At 68.5% G+C, this 15,263-nt stretch carries 14 protein-coding genes; 10 read left to right on the top strand and 4 right to left on the bottom strand.

The genetic code is table 11. The features are described from left to right. Positions 1-3: 3 nt before the first annotated feature. Complete coding sequence (ettA, locus tag G412_RS0125080; RefSeq protein ID WP_078607350.1) at positions 4-1,668, bottom strand: energy-dependent translational throttle protein EttA; 1,665 nt, start codon at positions 1,666-1,668, stop codon at positions 4-6. 337 nt (positions 1,669-2,005) lie between these two features. On the opposite strand from ettA, the gene G412_RS0125070 reads away from it, so the two are divergent. Beyond that, positions 2,006-2,794: an NUDIX domain-containing protein gene (locus G412_RS0125070; protein WP_078607348.1), complete on the top strand. Its 789-nt coding sequence runs from the start codon at positions 2,006-2,008 to the stop codon at positions 2,792-2,794. Here G412_RS0125070 and G412_RS0125065 read toward each other — a convergent pair. Continuing rightward, positions 2,778-3,908, bottom strand: a complete 1,131-nt coding sequence (locus G412_RS0125065) for a helix-turn-helix transcriptional regulator (protein WP_483027167.1) — start codon at positions 3,906-3,908, stop codon at positions 2,778-2,780. The two genes, G412_RS0125070 and G412_RS0125065, sit on opposite strands and share 17 nt — an antisense overlap. A 687-nt stretch (positions 3,909-4,595) precedes the next feature. Between G412_RS0125065 and G412_RS0125060 the strand changes: the two genes are divergently transcribed. From G412_RS0125060 to G412_RS0125020, 9 genes are all read left to right on the top strand, one after another. Then, on the top strand, positions 4,596-4,859 hold the full coding sequence (locus G412_RS0125060; protein ID WP_028814478.1) for a DUF6284 family protein: 264 nt from the start codon (positions 4,596-4,598) through the stop codon (positions 4,857-4,859). After that, positions 4,856-5,746, top strand: coding sequence for a DUF2637 domain-containing protein (locus G412_RS0125055; protein ID WP_037649806.1), 891 nt, complete (start codon positions 4,856-4,858; stop codon positions 5,744-5,746). Before G412_RS0125060 ends, G412_RS0125055 begins: the two co-directional genes overlap by 4 nt. Beyond that, entirely contained in the window at positions 5,746-6,117 is a 372-nt protein-coding gene (locus G412_RS0125050; RefSeq protein WP_037649803.1) for an RRQRL motif-containing zinc-binding protein, read from the top strand. The genes G412_RS0125055 and G412_RS0125050 overlap by 1 nt, the downstream gene beginning before the upstream one ends. Beyond that, positions 6,087-6,452: a DUF6251 family protein gene (locus tag G412_RS0125045; protein WP_028814475.1), complete on the top strand. Its 366-nt coding sequence runs from the start codon at positions 6,087-6,089 to the stop codon at positions 6,450-6,452. The genes G412_RS0125050 and G412_RS0125045 overlap by 31 nt, the downstream gene beginning before the upstream one ends. Positions 6,453-6,717: 265 nt before the next feature. Next, complete coding sequence (locus G412_RS0125040; protein WP_028814474.1) at positions 6,718-8,505, top strand: MarR family transcriptional regulator; 1,788 nt, start codon at positions 6,718-6,720, stop codon at positions 8,503-8,505. A gap of 94 nt (positions 8,506-8,599) precedes the next feature. After that, entirely contained in the window at positions 8,600-9,463 is an 864-nt protein-coding gene (locus G412_RS0125035) for a bifunctional DNA primase/polymerase (protein ID WP_028814473.1), read from the top strand. After that, positions 9,456-10,931 (top strand): hypothetical protein, encoded by a 1,476-nt coding sequence (locus G412_RS0125030; protein ID WP_028814472.1) that lies wholly within the window; start codon positions 9,456-9,458, stop codon positions 10,929-10,931. The genes G412_RS0125035 and G412_RS0125030 overlap by 8 nt, the downstream gene beginning before the upstream one ends. A 444-nt stretch (positions 10,932-11,375) precedes the next feature. Next, positions 11,376-11,618 (top strand): helix-turn-helix domain-containing protein, encoded by a 243-nt coding sequence (locus G412_RS0125025; RefSeq protein ID WP_028814471.1) that lies wholly within the window; start codon positions 11,376-11,378, stop codon positions 11,616-11,618. A gap of 79 nt (positions 11,619-11,697) precedes the next feature. Continuing rightward, positions 11,698-12,954: a tyrosine-type recombinase/integrase gene (locus G412_RS0125020; RefSeq protein WP_028814470.1), complete on the top strand. Its 1,257-nt coding sequence runs from the start codon at positions 11,698-11,700 to the stop codon at positions 12,952-12,954. Positions 12,955-13,162: 208 nt separating this feature from the next. On the opposite strand, the gene G412_RS0125015 is transcribed toward G412_RS0125020, so the two are convergent. After that, positions 13,163-14,593 carry a Cys-Gln thioester bond-forming surface protein gene (locus G412_RS0125015; protein WP_028814469.1) on the bottom strand — a complete coding sequence of 477 codons (1,431 nt, stop codon included), beginning with the start codon at positions 14,591-14,593 and terminating at the stop codon, positions 13,163-13,165. 193 nt (positions 14,594-14,786) lie between these two features. Further along, positions 14,787-15,248: a single-stranded DNA-binding protein gene (locus tag G412_RS35915; RefSeq protein ID WP_078607344.1), complete on the bottom strand. Its 462-nt coding sequence runs from the start codon at positions 15,246-15,248 to the stop codon at positions 14,787-14,789. Between the last annotated feature and the right edge of the window lie 15 nt (positions 15,249-15,263).

Below are 15,263 nucleotides of genomic sequence, written 5' to 3'. Positions count from 1 at the left end.
CAGTCAGCCTCGCGTCAGCTTCTTGTACGTCGCACGGTGCGGCCGCGTCGCGTCCACGCCGAGGCGCTCGACCTTGTTCTTCTCGTACGACTCGAAGTTGCCCTCGAACCAGTACCACTTCGAGTCACCCTCGTACGCGAGGATGTGCGTCGCGACCCGGTCCAGGAACCAGCGGTCGTGGGAGATGACCACGGCCGCACCCGGGAACTCGAGCAGCGCGTTCTCCAGCGACGACAGGGTCTCGACGTCCAGGTCGTTCGTCGGCTCGTCGAGGAGCAGCAGGTTGCCGCCCTCCTTGAGCGTCAGCGCCAGGTTGAGGCGGTTGCGCTCACCACCGGACAGGACACCGGCCGGCTTCTGCTGGTCCGGGCCCTTGAAGCCGAAGGCGGAGACGTACGCCCGCGAAGGCATCTCGACCTGGCCCACGTTGATGTAGTCCAGCTCGTCCGACACGACCGCCCAGAGCGACTTCTTCGGGTCGATGTTGGAGCGGTTCTGGTCGACGTACGAGATCTTGACGGTCTCGCCGACACGGATCGAGCCGGAGTCCGGGGTCTCCAGACCCTGGATCATCTTGAACAGGGTCGTCTTACCGGCACCGTTCGGACCGATGACGCCCACGATGCCGTTGCGCGGCAGGGTGAAGGACAGGTCGTCGATCAGGACCTTGTCGCCGAATGCCTTCGAGAGCTTGTCGACCTCGACGACGACCGAACCCAGGCGCGGGCCCGGCGGAATCTGGATCTCCTCGAAGTCCAGCTTCCGCATCTTGTCCGCCTCGGCGGCCATCTCCTCGTACCGGGCGAGACGCGCCTTCGACTTGGTCTGGCGGCCCTTGGCGTTGGAGCGGACCCACTCCAGCTCTTCCTTGAGCCGCTTCTGACGCTTCTCGTCCTTGCGGCCCTCGACCTTGAGGCGGGCCGACTTCTTGTCGAGGTACGTCGAGTAGTTGCCCTCGTAGGGGATCGCGCGGCCGCGGTCGAGCTCGAGGATCCACTCGGCGACGTTGTTCAGGAAGTACCGGTCGTGGGTGACGGCGACAACGGCGCCCGCGTACTTCGAGAGGTGCTGCTCCAGCCAGTTCACCGACTCGGCGTCGAGGTGGTTGGTGGGCTCGTCGAGGAGCAGCAGGTCGGGCGCCTCGATGAGCAGCTTGCAGAGCGCGACACGGCGCTTCTCGCCACCGGAGAGGTTGGTGACGGGCCAGTCGCCGGGCGGGCAGCCCAGCGCGTCCATGGCCTGCTCCAGCTGGGCGTCGAGGTCCCAGGCGTTGGCGTGGTCGAGGTCCTCCTGGAGCTTGCCCATCTCGTCGAGCAGCTCGTCGGAGTAGTCGGTCGCCATGAGCTCGGCGACCTCGTTGAAGCGCTTGAGCTTGCCCATGATCTCGGCAGCGCCGTCCTGGACGTTCTCCAGAACGGTCTTGGACTCGTCCAGCTTCGGCTCCTGCATGAGGATGCCGACGCTGAAGCCGGGCGACAGGAACGCGTCACCGTTGGACGGCTGCTCCAGTCCGGCCATGATCTTCAGCACCGTGGACTTACCGGCACCGTTGGGCCCCACCACACCGATCTTCGCGCCCGGCAGGAAGCTCAGCGTGACGTCGTCAAGGATCACCTTGTCGCCGTGCGCCTTGCGCGTCTTGCGCATCGTGTAGATGTACTCAGCCAAGAGAAACCGTCCGGCAATCGATGTGTGGGCAGATACACCCCATCTTGCCTGACGTCCACCCCGCGACGGAAACGGGTATGGCGGAGGGCCCCTGACCAGCGGCGCAGTAGGTGGCCCTGTGTCTGGTACCCGTCATTGTTGGTCGTTGTTGGCCGTCGTTGGTCGCCCTCGGACGGCCCGTAGACGGCCCAGGAGATGGGCTCCGACCTGCTGCTATACGGGGCTCAGCGAAGGTCCGAAGCCCCACTCTCTCACCCTTCCACCCGAGACCGGAGGCAGTGTGCGCGTGGCCCACTACGCTGTTATGCACCACCTGAGAACGGAGAGTGCTCCACGGATGGGACCGAAGACGACGAAGGTCTACGAGACGCTGCGCGATCGACTCGCTACGGGCCGGTATGCCCCCGGCGACAAGTTCCCCTCGGAACGGGCGCTCGTAGAGGAACTCGGCATCGGCCGTACCGCGCTGCGGCAGGTACTGGCCCGACTCGTCGCTGAGAGCGCTTTGGAAGTTCGAGGGCGGAGTTCGTACCGGGTACCGGGAGCGGTGAGCGTCACGACACCCGAGGGGCTGGAGCCGTGGCGCATCCATGGCGAGCGGGACGTCTACGACAACCAATGGGTCAAGCTTCAGCTCTGGGACGTTGAACCGCCGGGAGTGGAGCGTTTCGAACATCACGTGGTGAAGCTGCATCACGTCGCCGTTACTGCCGTTCTGGATGATCAGGACCGCGTCTTGATGATGTGGCGGTACCGCTTCGTCCCTCAGCAGTGGGGGTGGGAGCTTCCGGGGGGCATCGTGGACGAAGGGGAGGACCCGTCGCACACGGCCATGCGGGAAGTGGTGGAAGAGACGGGGTGGCGCCCCAAAGCAGTGGAACACGTCGTCACGTATCAGCCCATGGTCGGCATGGTCGACTCACCTCACGAGATCTTCGTAGGGCATGGAGCTGAGCGCGTCGGTTCCCCAACGGACCTTGAAGAGGCGGGACACATCGAATGGGTGCCGCTAGCTGACGTGCCGGGGCTTATGGCACGCGGTGACCTGATGGGGTCCGGCACCCTCGTTGCCCTGCTGCACATCCTCGCGAGCCGGGGCAAGCAGGGGCTCACAGCCGCGCACTGAGCAGATCGACACGGCGGCGCTGCCGCACGGAACCGGTGCGGCTCGCCAACAGCCGTGCCTGTCGCAGGTGGGTCTGCGCGTCGTCATACTCAGCTCGCGCGACGTGCGCTTGGGCGAGATCGGTGTGGAGACCGGCCTGCGCTCGGACAAAGGTGGGGTCCACCACGTCCAGGGCGTCATACAGGCTGGTCACCGCGTCACCGTCACCGAGCAGGGCAAGAACGTTGCCGTGCCATCGGGCCAAGTGGGCGCCGTTGAGGAAGATGCTCAACATGTCCGGGTCTCGGTCCTCGGATCCGGGCGGGATGCTGGCCAGGGCCGCATCGAGGGCGCGTCGGCAGTCGTCGGGCATTCCCGCGTGGGCGCACATCTCCGCTTCGGCCGCGTACAGCCATGCCCGGAGACGCGGCGAACCCGCCTGGCCAACGGTCCGTTGCGCATCGCGTACCAGGTCGACACCGAGGGACGGCCGGCCAGCCTCGCAGAGTACGTATGCCTGCTCCGCCATAGCGTGCGCGAGGTACATCGGCGCCTCAGCGTCGTGCGCTGCCCGCTTCGCGAGTTCGTAGTGACGCCACGCTCGTTCGACCGCTCCAGAGTCGATCGCCTGCCATGCTGCCAGGGTCGCCGCCCCCGCGAGCGCGAGCGCGACAGGTTGGCGTGCGGTGGGAAGCACTGCGAAATTCAGCGCGTCTTCCAGACGGGCGAGATGCCCCGTCATTTGGTCGACGAGACCGGATGCGCCCAACTGACGATCCATGGTGCGCAGTAGCTCGGTCTGGTCGTTAAACGTCTTCACCATGGACTGGCTGACGCTGCTGGCTGAATCGATCCTGCCCAGCAGTTCGTCATACCCGTCGGCCATCGGCGGAGCGGAAGCGAGCGGGGCACCCCTCAACTCCCTGTCAGTGACCCCGAGAAGCTGCCTCAGGATCACTGCGTAGCGGTCCGAGAGAGTGCGCCTGCCGTTCTCCCACTCGGATACGTACACCCGCAAACTCGCAGTGGAAGCAACGTCGGTGACGTGCTGTCGGGCGTACTGCTCTATCTCGCGAACCAGACGCTCCTGAGACCAGCCACGCGCCGTTCGCGCGCCCCGAAGTCCTGTACTCACAGGCCACCGCCCGACGTTGGATCCGCTCACTGACCATTCCAGCATGCCTCATACCGCCGCAGGTCAACAGGCCTTAACTAGCTCCTTAACAGGCCTGCTGTGAAGCGCTGTTGGCTACCGACACCCCTACCCGAACGGGTCTTCTGGAGATGCACCGGGGCGGACGGACCCCACTCGAAACGACGAAGCCCTTGACTCTGGTGCGCACCAGATACTTTCCTTCTGGTGCGCACCAGATGACGGAATTGTTTCCGCCTCCCGGTGCGCAAGCAAGGGGCGGAGGACGCTGCAAGACCGCCCGTGAAGGCCAGGGGACAGGGTTTCGGCCCGACTGGCGAGGTGGCCCGGTGACCGCGAGCAACGGCCGGAGGGTGGGGACTTGGTCCCCCTTGCAGTGCACCACCACATCCGGCCACGGCAGAGAGGAGACGCACATGTACCGACGACATCGCCCGGCGCCATCGCGCCTGACCAGCACGACGGCAACGCCGCCCGCGTCTCACTGACTTCCGCAGCAAGAGCGCTGCGGCCGGTTGCCTCCTTCCCCCGTCCGGACCGCCGCGTGCGGTGCCGTACGGGGGGAGCGGCAGGGAGCTGGATGTTCCGACTTCAACGGCGCGCGGCCCCGGTGGGCAAACACCGGGGCCGCTTCTCGGGCCGTTCCACCTGCTAGGGAGAACACGACCCATGAACCACATCGTCACTGTTCAGGAAGCTGTTACCGCGTTCGAGCCGTGGATGGAGCCCACAGAGGCGGAGCTGGACGCCATCGACGCGGAGATGCCCGTCATCCGCGCGGAGATGGAACTGCTGGACGCACAGATCATCGTCATCGACCGCACGCCGTGCGAGCTGGACGAGCGGCGCATCCGCCGGGCCCGCCGACGTGTGCTCGCCGCGCACCGCGACCAGGTCAACGGCCTGTCCGGTCAGACGGGCGGTGCCGCATGAGCCTGCACCGCAAGGGCCGCACGGCCCTCGTGCTCGCGCTGGTCGTCGTGGTCGCCATGGCCTTCCGAGTGTCCTGGAACGCCCTGCGCGACATCGCGGGCGCCATCGGCGCGGATGCCACGGCCGCGACGCTGTACCCGTTCGTCGTCGACGGCCTCATGGCCCTGGCCCTGATCGCCACGCTCGTGCTCGCCGGGCGGGACCGGACGTTCGCGCTGCGGGTGCTGGCCGCCTACACCGTCGCCTCGCTCGTCCTGAACTACGTGCACGGCTTGGTCCCGGAGCTGCATGGCGGCTCGGTCGACTGGGGTCGACTGGCCGACTGGGACCCGGCGAACTGGGTTCTGGTACTGCTCGCCACCTCGTTGCCAGTCGGGTCGATCTACTTCGGGTCCGACCTCGTGGCGAAGGTGCTGCACCACCGCCCCACCCCGATCGCAGCTCCAACCACGAATGCTGATGAATCGACCAATAGCGTGAGGAATCGGTCTAGTTCTGACCTCGTGGTATCGACCCCGGCGGTGATCGCGCCGAACGTGAAGCCGCTGCCCCGACCGGTGGCCGTCGGGTTCCTCAAGTCGACCATCCCAGCCAAGCCGGTCCAGGCCATTGAGCAGCCGACTGTGACGCCGGTCGAGCGGCGCGCGGTGGCTGCCGAGTCGCCCGGCCCGCGCCGGGCCACGGGCCGCGTGCCGGAGGTGGCCCGCACTCCGCGCCCGAAGCGCACCCGGGATGAGCTGCTCGACGAGGCACGGAAGGCCACGGCCGGTTGGGCGGACGCGAAGCTGACTGCCGAGGGCATCCGCCGTGAGGTCCGTACCTCGCCTGCGAACGCCCGTACCCTGCGGGACACCCTGCGTGCTGAACGCGGGCTTCAGGTCGCGTGATGGCTGCGCTGCCCGTCTACCGGTGGCGGCTCGCTCCGGACGGCTACGCGACCTACCGCCAGCTCCGCGCCCTGGGACTCCGTCCGGGTGGTCAGGAGGTGGCGGCACAGGTGGAGCGGCCCCGGCGCCGACGGGGCCCGCTGGTCGCCTACCTCTACCGCATCGACAGGGCCAAGCCGGTGCGTGCGATGACCCCGGCCCGCTGGGCGGCTCTGGCCAAGGCCAACGCTGCCCGTCGTACCTGCCCCGAGTGCCGACGCGACGCCGGGTACGTCATTCCGCCGTCGCTCGGCATGTGCTCTGCCTGCGCTTTCCCCGACAACGCCCCGGAGGGTGCGTCATGGAACAGCTCCCCTCACACCGCCCGCTGACGGTCGTCCAGCTCCCGGACGGCAGCCACGTCTACGCCGACCCCGCCTCTCTTCCCGTCCAGCAGCCCGCCGGGCCGCAGGTGGTGCACATCCACCACGCGCCGCCGGACCGCACGATGCAGCGCGTCGCGCTCGGCTCCGGCGTCGGTGCCGGTGCGGTCGCGGCTGGCGTCTACTTCGGCCCGCTGCTCGTCGGCGTACTGACCGCCATCGCCGCGAACCTCGCGATGCTCGCCTTCATCGCGCTCGTCCTCGGCTGGGCCCTGGTCACCGTGGTCCGCTCGGTCACCACCGGCACCAAGAGCACCGGCAAGCGCATCCGGAAGGGCCGCTAAATCACCGCGAGCCCATAGACGGCCCGCAGGGCGCCCGAAGGGCCTTCCGGGTGGGGTTTGACCCCCCGAGGGCCGTTCGGCCGCCACAGGCCCCGTAGCAACGCAGGGTGACGGAAGTTTCCGTCCCCGCGCGCGCACGCGTAGGGGCCGCCTCGGAAACCAGAAAACCGGAAACACGCTCACTCCGCGTAACACATGTGTGTGGTGACGGGCCGCCGCATGGCCCGTCACCACCGACCCACTCATCCCAGAGAAGAGGACACCCGTGAGTCACGGACAAGTCTGGCGCACCCACCGCCAGTACGCCGCCACCGCCGCCCGCTGGAGCGCGGAGCGGTGGCGCAAGGAAGCCGACCGCCGCCGCACTCTGCGCGCCGAACGCAAGCCGCTCGTGCGCGATGCCCGCCGCGCGCTCGCCACCGCACGCGCCATCGACCCCGAGGGCGTCACCTCCCTGCGCCACCGCGCGGAGCGGGAGTTGCGCACCGCCAAGCGGCGCGTCCCGGACCCCATGTGGCTGATCGCGTCCAAGAGCGCCACCGCGCTCGGTGTCGCCGGATACGTCTGGCTGCCGCAGGTCACTGCCCGCGTGTGGGTGTGGTCGGCCGTCGCCGTCGTCGCCGCCATCACCGCCCTGACCGTGTGGGTGGCCCTGCGCGAGCGCGACACCACCGGACTCAAGCCCACCGCCGAAGAGACGGCGCTGCTCAAGCGGCTCGCGCCGCAGCACTGGAAGGAGCACGCCGAACAGCGCGGCCTGGCGGGCACGCTAACCGGCCGGCCGAAGCTGACCGAGGCGGGCATCGTCTGCTCCGTCCGCCTCGACGGCACATGGACCGCGACCAAGCTCCGCACGGCCGAGGACCACATCCGCGCCCTGCTCGGGGCACGCACGAGCCTGCGCATGCAGATCAAGGCAGGCAAGCAAGGCGGCTGGGCCGAACTCACCTTGCGCACCCGCAGCGCGGCCGACGGCGACGACCTCACGTGGACCCCGGAGCGCCGCTCGCTCGGCATCGACACCGTCACCGGCGAGCAGGTCACCGTGCCGCTCGGGGAACGACTGCTGATCGCCGGACGATCCGGCGCAGGCAAGTCGGTGGCCTCCCGGCCGCTGCTGTACGACGCCTCCGAGGGACAGACGAACGCGCTCGTCATTATCGACCTCAAGCGGGTGGAAGGCCGCCTGTGGGACCACCGGGCCCGCGTCGCCTCCACTCCGCGCGAAGTCGTCGACGTGGTCGACGAGCTGGAGACGGAGATGCTGGACCGGCTCAGCATCCTGCCCAAGGGCCAGGACACCTGGACCCCCACGGCGGGCCGTCCGCGCATCACGGTCGTCGTCGACGAGGGCGCCGAGGTCATGACGGCCGCCGACAAGGTCCCCTACGAGACCGAGGCCGCAGACGGCAAGACGCGCACCGTCAACCGGTCCGCGCTGCCTGGCCTGGAGTCCCTGGCTCGGATGGGTCGCGCGGCGTGCATCGACCTGTGGTGGATGACTCAAAAGCCCACCATCGGCGACGGCATCCCCAAGCAGATCGCCCCACAGATCGGCGTCTCCATCTGCCTCGCCGTACGCACCCCCGCAGAAGCGCGCGTCGTCCTCGGGGAGGACGCACAGGCCAAGGGATGGAACGCCGACGAACTCCCGGTCCCCGGTGTGGCGCTGATCCGCGACGGCGTGCGCAAGCCCGACCCCGTCAAGGTCCGCTACATGGACAAGGCAGTCGTCATCGCCCTGCCCGACCGCACCCCGTGGTCCCGCACCGCCGCTCCTTCAGTGGAAGCCGCGGGAGCCCCGACGCTCACCCTCGTCAAGGACACCGCGACCGAGACGGCACCGGCCACGGACAGCGCCGTCAACCGTGTCCTCAAGGCCATCGAGACCGCCGACGAACCGGTCCTCCAGAAGGACCTGGCCACCATCACGGGCCTGTCCAAGGGCGCCGTGTCCAAGGCCGTCAAAACCCTCACCACCGGCGGCACGGTCGTCCGCACCCTGGACGGCCGACTGACCACCACGCGCGGCGACGACACCGCCGCCGCCTGACCCCTTCCGACGAACGACAACGGCGGCCCCCTTCCGCCAAGAACCGGGGCCGCCGCCAATCCAGCACCTTCACAGAGAACTGGAGACATTCAGCATGACTCAACCCACCATCATTCAGGGAGAGCACCTGCCTACGGCGCTCTCCCTGGCAGCCTCCAACGTGCCCGTGCTGCCGTTACGAGCAGGGAAAGTGCCGTTCGGCAACTGCCGCCGCTGCGCCGACAACGCATGCGGCGGCCGACCGAACATGAAGACCCCCGGCCCCTGCACCTGCCCGGCACCCTGCCACGGCTGGGCCGCCGCCACCACCGACCCCGCCGTCCTCCGCTCCACGACCTGGGCACGTACGTGGCGCGACGCGGCGGCTGTGGCCTACCACCCCGGTGGGGCCGGTCTCACCGTGGTGGACCTGGACAACGCGGACGCCATCGCATGGGCGCGCGCTAGCCTGCCCGCCACACGGGCCGTGCCGACGACCCGAGGTGAGCACTGGCTCTACCAGGGCGCCATGCAGTCCGCCAACGCCGTGCGGCCCGGCGTGGACATCAAGTCGCTCATGTCCTACGCCCGGTGGCTGGGCCCCGGCACCGGCACCATGACGGCGCTGCCGGAAGTCGTGCGCGCACTGGTCGTAAAGGAGCCCACCGCAGTTCGACCGGCGGCCATCACTGTGCCCGCACTGGCCGGGGGCGGGGACTGCCCTCACCGCACGCCCGCCTATCTGGACCGTGGCATCGCCATGGCGGAACAGCGCATCACCGAGGCTCGTGAGGCGGTGCACGCCACCGTGTACCGGACGTTCCTCGCCGTGCTGTCCACGCACGGCCGCTGCGGCTGCCTCACCGAGGCGCACACCGCGCGGCTGTTCACCGCCGCACAGACCAAGGGCGAAACCGCCCGGCACTGCACCGACGCGTGGACCAACGCCCTGACCACGTTGGGACTTAGCCATGTCTGAGGACGAAAAGACTCCCGCCCGCGAGGTCATCGCGGACTACGCCCAAGAGCACTTCCGGTACTTCCGCACCGCCGAAGGAACCGTGTACGCGCAGAAGAACGGCCACCCCGTGGCCCGCCCGATCCGCTCCCAAGGCACGACGGGCAGCCACCGCCAGGAACTCATGGTCGGCCTCTTCAGGGACGGGCGCGGCGTGTTCAACGGGAGCGCGCTCAAGGAGGCGCTCGACCTGATCGAAGCACTCGCGCTGACCGAGGACGTGCAGCCCGTCCACATCCGCGTCGCCCCCGGATTCGACGGAGCGACGTGGCTGGACCTGGGCCGCAACGACGGGCAGTCCGTCCGCATCCACCCCACCGGATGGGACATCCTCACCCCCGACCCGCGCGAGGTGTGCTGGCGCCGCACCCAGCTCACCGGGGAACTGCCCCTGCCCGTCAAGGACACCGACGGCAAGGGCATCGACCTCCTGATGCGGCTGTGCAACTTCGCCAACGCCGAGACCGAATGCCTGGCCATCGCCTGGCTCATCGGCTGCCTGGGACCGTCCGTGCCCGTCCCCGCGCCGTTCCTCACCGGCCCGCAGGGCGCGGGCAAGTCCACCGGCGGCCGGATGCTGGTACGGATCATCGAGGGAATGAGCGGCGACCTGCGCCGCGCCCCGAAGGACGAGGAGAACCTGATCGCGGCGGTCGCGGCCGGATGGGTCACCGCCCTGGACAACCTCTCCCACATGACCCCGGACCTGTCCGACGCCATGTGCTGCATCGTCACCGGAGCCGAGAACGTCAAGCGCGCCCTGTTCACCGACGGGGACGTGTTCCGCGTCGGCTACCGCCGCCCCCTGCTCCTGACCGGTATCGACGTGGGCGTCATCCGGCCCGACCTCGCGGAACGGCTCCTGCCCCTGCGCCTGGAGCGGCCCCGCGTGAGGCGCACCGAGGCAGAACTGTGGGCGGAGTACGCGGAGATCCTGCCCGTCGTTCTCGGCTCGCTCCTGGACCTCGCGGTCAAGGTCCGCGCAGCCGAGGCGGAGACCCCCACCGACCTGCGGATGGCCGACTTCGCCCACCTGTGCGCGCAGCTCGACGCGGCAACCGGCCTTGGGGCCCTCAACGCGTACCGGGCCAGTCTGGACGACCTGAACGACGACGTGATCGAGGGCGATCTCCTCGCGCAGACCGTTCTCAAGCATGCCGAAAGCATGGAACCGGGCGGCGAGCAGCGGATGACCTCCACCGAGTGGCTGCACTGCCTCAGTCGCCTCTACAGCGGTGACGAACTGCGTCCCCTGCCCAAGGGCTGGCCGACCACGGGCAAAGTCCTCTCCGACCGCCTCAAGCGCCTCCAGCCGACGCTTGCCGCTCGCGGTGTCCTCATCGACACGGGCCGCACCAGCGAGGGCCGCTACCTCGAAATGACCCGCCAGACCACCCCGCCCCCACACGAACAGAAGCGGGTGTTCTGACCCGCACCGTGTTCGCCCGGACAAGCAAGAAGAGCACCCGGCCAGGCGTGCTCTTCTTGCTGTTCGGCGGAACGCCGCCCTGGTGGTCGCGCCGCGAAGCGGCTCCTTCTTCACGCTGTGAGGCGCACCGAACTACAACAGACACCCCCTCCTTTTGTCCTAAGAGGGAAGACGCTGCGTCATCTGCGTCATGCAGGTCGAGAAACGGCACCTGACCTGCGACGAAAGCCATGACGCAGACGGCGGTCTCTGCGTCATCCTGCGTCATCTGCGTCACCCGATGACGCAGCCCATGACGCACCGATGACGCACCCCCGAACCACTGCGTCACACAAAACCGCAGGTCAGAAGCCTAGATGACGCTGGTGACGCAATGACGCAGAAATCCGCACCTCGGACAGACACGGGCCCCCGAAACAGCCACCGGCGCACGGAGGACACGCCATGAGCACCGCACTTGAACTGCCAGACCCGCGCGCCACGCTCCGCGCCGGGTTGCCGGACCGCTACCTCACCCCCGACGACATCGCCGAGATCTTCGAGGTGCCCAAGGAGACCGTCTACCAGTGGCGTAAGAAGCGCATCGGCCCGCCCGGCTTCCGCATCGGCAAACACATCCGCTACGACCCCGCCGACGTACTCGCCCACGTAGTCGACCGCAAGAGCGCCGACCAGGACGCCGCCTAGTCCAACACCCACCACAACCAGCAGGGAGAGCCGCTACCCAGCGGCTCTCCCTGCTGCGTGTTGAGAGGATCGCCACCACATGGCAGGCCACATCCAAGACCGCTGGTTCAAGACCGAGACTGACGCAAACGGCAAGCCCACCCGAGTCCGCTCCGACCGCTACGGCATCGGCCTGCGCTACCGCGCCCGCTACATCGGCCCCGACGGCACCGAGAAGTCCAAGAGCTTCCCAGACCGTCAGAAGGGGGGTGCCGAGAAGTGGTTGACGCGGATTGAAGCCGACATGGACGCGGGTCAGTACATCGACCCGAAAGCCGGACAGATCACGTTTCGGGAGTACGCCGAGAAGTGGCTGGGGGGTCTGACGACGGAACTGGGTAGTCGGGAAGTCGTATGCAGGCGTATCCGGCTGCACGCGGTCCCCTACCTGGGCACGCGCCCCATGGGGTCGTTCAAGCCCGAGCACATGCGTACCTGGCTGAACAAGCTCACTTCGGCGGTGCCGAACGGAACGTACCGCCGCGCCATCTACGATTCGGTGTCGTCGCTGTTCAATGCTGCGGTGGACGACTGTGTGATCAGGTCGAACCCCTGTCACGCCCAGTCGGTCAAGGCCCCGATCCCTGAGCACCGTCTGATCGTGCCGTGGACCGAAGAGCGCGTCTTGGCCGTTCGCGCGGGGCTGCCCGACCGGTTCGCGGCCACCGTGGACGCTGGCGGGGGCTGTGGGCTCCGTCAGGGGGAGGTGCTCGGCCTTGCCCAAGAGAATCTCGACTTCGACGCGGGATGGGTGCACGTCCGCCAGCAGGTCAAGCGGGTGGGCGGCACGCTGGTCTTCGCCCCGCCTAAGCGCGGCAAGCTCCGCGACGCGCCACTCAGCCCGGTGGTGGGGGCGGCGCTCCGAGCGCACATGCGGCAGGTTCCGCCGGTCGCCGTCACGTTGCCGTGGAAGACGCCGGACGGACCGCCGATGACGCTGAGGCTCGTCTTCACCAGCACCGTGGGCAATGCTGTCTGGCGAAGCTACTTCGACGATTACGTATGGAAGCCCGCCCTTGCCCACGCGGGCGTTATCCCGCCCAGGGAGCCGGGCAAACGCTACGCTCCCGCTCCGGACGACGGCATGCACGCGTTGCGGCACTTCTACGCCTCGGTGGTCCTGGAAGCCGGTGGCAGCATCAAGGCACTGAGCACCTACCTGGGACACTCCGACCCCGGATTCACGCTGCGGATCTACACCCACCTGATGCCGAGCAGCGAGGAGAAGGCACGGGCTGCCGTATCTTCCGTGTTCCAGCGCATCCAGCCCGTGTTGGAGCTACCCGCAGCAGCCTGACGGCCCACAGACGGCCCACGGCCCCGAAACGGCCCCTGCCCGACGGTTCCGCCGCTGATCAGGAGCCACATAGCGCCCCGCAGCCGCCAGAAACACCCCATCTTGCCTGACGTCCACCCCGCGACGGAAACGGGTATGGCAACGGCCCGGGTGCGCCAGGGCATACCGGGGCCGTGGCCATGGCTTGCTCACCGTGCGTCGTGCGTTGTCACTTTTCGCCGGGGGTGGCGTCCTTCTTGCGGACGAAGAAGACTGCGGCGATGCCGAGTACGAGGAAGACGACCGCGATGCCGAGGATCATGGGCGTGGCGTTGGAGCTGCCGGTCTCGGCGAGGTCGAGGCCGTCGCCGGCGGTGGGGGCGTTACCGGCCGTGGCGGGGCTGGGCTGGTTCTGGAGCTGGTCCATGGTGCCGGTCCCGGAACCTGCGGACGAGCCGGCGCCCGCGGCGGTGGCGCCCGACGTCTTGCAGTCGAGGACGCCCTTGAAGTTCTTCTTCAGGCCGCCGGGGCCCTCGATCGTGAAGTCGTACGCCTGGTCCTCCTGGACCGGGACGGTGACCGTCCGGGACTGGCCGGCCGCGACGGTGTGCTTGAAGTCCATGAGCTCGAAGCTGAACGGCTCGTCGCCCTTGTTGACGGCGGTGATGTCCACGCCGCCCTTTGCGCAGTTCTTCCTGGCGGAGAGCGCCGGGATGGCGCCCTTCTTCGCCCACGTGGCGGTAGCCGCGGCGGAGACGGTGGACTCGCTGGAGCCGGCCAGGATCTGGGTCTGGCTCTGTGTGACGCCGGCGAAGGCGCGGCCGACCGGTACCGACGTGGTGGCCTGCACGGTCAGCGAGGACGAGCCGTCGGCCGCGTCGGTGGGTACGTCGAAGTACAGCTCGCTGCCGTTGGTGGCGGCGGTGACAGGCTTGCCGTCCTTGCCGACGACCTTGACGCCGCTGGCGGCGGCATCGGCGGGCGGGACCACGGTGACGTGGCCGGCGTCCGTGCGGACGGTGACGGGGCCGAGCTTTTCGCCGGCCTTGCCGGAGACCGCGTTCGGTTCCAGGGTCAGGGACGCTCTGGGCTCGGCGGCGCCGCGCGCGTTTTTCTCCAGGAAGTCGGCGAGCTTCTCCGCCTTCGGGTCGAGCGCGTCGACCTTCACGTGGTCGGAGTACCGCCAGATCGCGACCTGTGTGCCCGCCGCCGCCGTCTGCTCGGTGAGCGAGTCGACCCCGGCCCGCTCGGCCAGCGCGCTCAGGTCGTCGACCTGCGGGTACGAGTGGTCCAGGATCCAGCGGATCTTGCCGGCGTCACGGTTCGCACCGAGCGACGTCTCGTCCCAGGAGGTCTCCAGGTACTTCGCCTGCTCCTGCGTCGGGCGGTGGACGTCGATGCAGTACGTCTTGAGGGTGCCGCCGCCGTCGACGGTCATCTCGAACAGGCCTGCGGGGATCTGCTGGTCACCGCCGTCCGTGTGGAGGACGGCCGTGTCGTAGGTCTTCAGCCCGTCGAGCGTCGCCACAGCGCCGCCCTGGTGCTGCGGCGTCTCCTCCGCGGCGGCGGGCCCGGCGGCCGCCAGCGCCCCTGCGGCGAGGAGCCCCGAAGCCACGGCCGCGGCGGCGAGACGGGTGGAGCCCCGCCGACGTACAGACAACGAAGAGAACGCAGAGAGCGCAGAAAACACAGAATTCCCCTTCGGGCGAGGCCCTTTCGCGTGGTGCGACTGTGGGGGGAGTGCCTCGCCGGCAGACTCAAGTGCCCCGTGAGTATCCAGACAGAGATCCTAGAGACGCCCGGAACGACAGCCCCCTGTCATACCGTCAGATAGCCATTCCGAATCGGAATCGTTATCGCTGATCGCCTCTCGCAGCCGGTGCTGTCGATAAATCGCCGTACGAATCAGCCGAGTTGTGCCCTTCCGTCACCGAACGCCGCGCCAGGGCCGGGTCCCCTTTCACCACCCGTCTGAAGGCCGAAGTACCGCGCGTCATGTCGTGCCCGACCGCCAGGGCGTCGATGTCCGCGGAGAATCTGCGCTGCCCGTCCTTCTCCTCGTCGCGAATCCGCAACCGCCCATGTACGACGAGTGGTTCACCGATGGATACCGAGCCCGCCAGGTTCGTCGCCAGGGACCGCCGCGCCCACACCGTGTAGAAGCTGGACTGCCCGTCCGCCCAGCTCTCCTTCTGGCGGTCCCAGTACCGCGCCGTCACCGCGAACCGGAAGCGCGCCACACCGCCCGCCGCCGAATCCCGGTAGTCCACGCCTGTCGCGGCATTGCCCACCAGCGTCACCCAGGTGTCACTCATCCCGGCTCCCCCTCC

It is taken from the genome of Streptomyces flavidovirens DSM 40150 (assembly GCF_000429085.1).
GTDB lineage: Bacteria > Actinomycetota > Actinomycetes > Streptomycetales > Streptomycetaceae > Streptomyces > Streptomyces flavidovirens.
This window is presented reverse-complemented; position numbering and strand designations above follow the sequence as displayed.

Bases quoted from the DNA above. Each gene is read 5' to 3' on its own strand.
- G412_RS0125025 (WP_028814471.1), top strand. From the start codon at position 11,376: ATGAGCACCGCACTTGAACTGCCAGACCCGCGCGCCACGCTCCGCGCC.
- G412_RS35915 (WP_078607344.1), bottom strand. From the start codon at position 15,248: ATGAGTGACACCTGGGTGACGCTGGTGGGCAATGCCGCGACAGGCGTG.
- G412_RS0125045 (WP_028814475.1), top strand. From the start codon at position 6,087: ATGGAACAGCTCCCCTCACACCGCCCGCTGACGGTCGTCCAGCTCCCG.
- G412_RS0125050 (WP_037649803.1), top strand. From the start codon at position 5,746: ATGGCTGCGCTGCCCGTCTACCGGTGGCGGCTCGCTCCGGACGGCTAC.
- G412_RS0125035 (WP_028814473.1), top strand. From the start codon at position 8,600: ATGACTCAACCCACCATCATTCAGGGAGAGCACCTGCCTACGGCGCTC.
- G412_RS0125070 (WP_078607348.1), top strand. From the start codon at position 2,006: ATGGGACCGAAGACGACGAAGGTCTACGAGACGCTGCGCGATCGACTC.
- G412_RS0125060 (WP_028814478.1), top strand. From the start codon at position 4,596: ATGAACCACATCGTCACTGTTCAGGAAGCTGTTACCGCGTTCGAGCCG.
- G412_RS0125055 (WP_037649806.1), top strand. From the start codon at position 4,856: ATGAGCCTGCACCGCAAGGGCCGCACGGCCCTCGTGCTCGCGCTGGTC.
- G412_RS0125020 (WP_028814470.1), top strand. From the start codon at position 11,698: ATGGCAGGCCACATCCAAGACCGCTGGTTCAAGACCGAGACTGACGCA.
- G412_RS0125030 (WP_028814472.1), top strand. From the start codon at position 9,456: ATGTCTGAGGACGAAAAGACTCCCGCCCGCGAGGTCATCGCGGACTAC.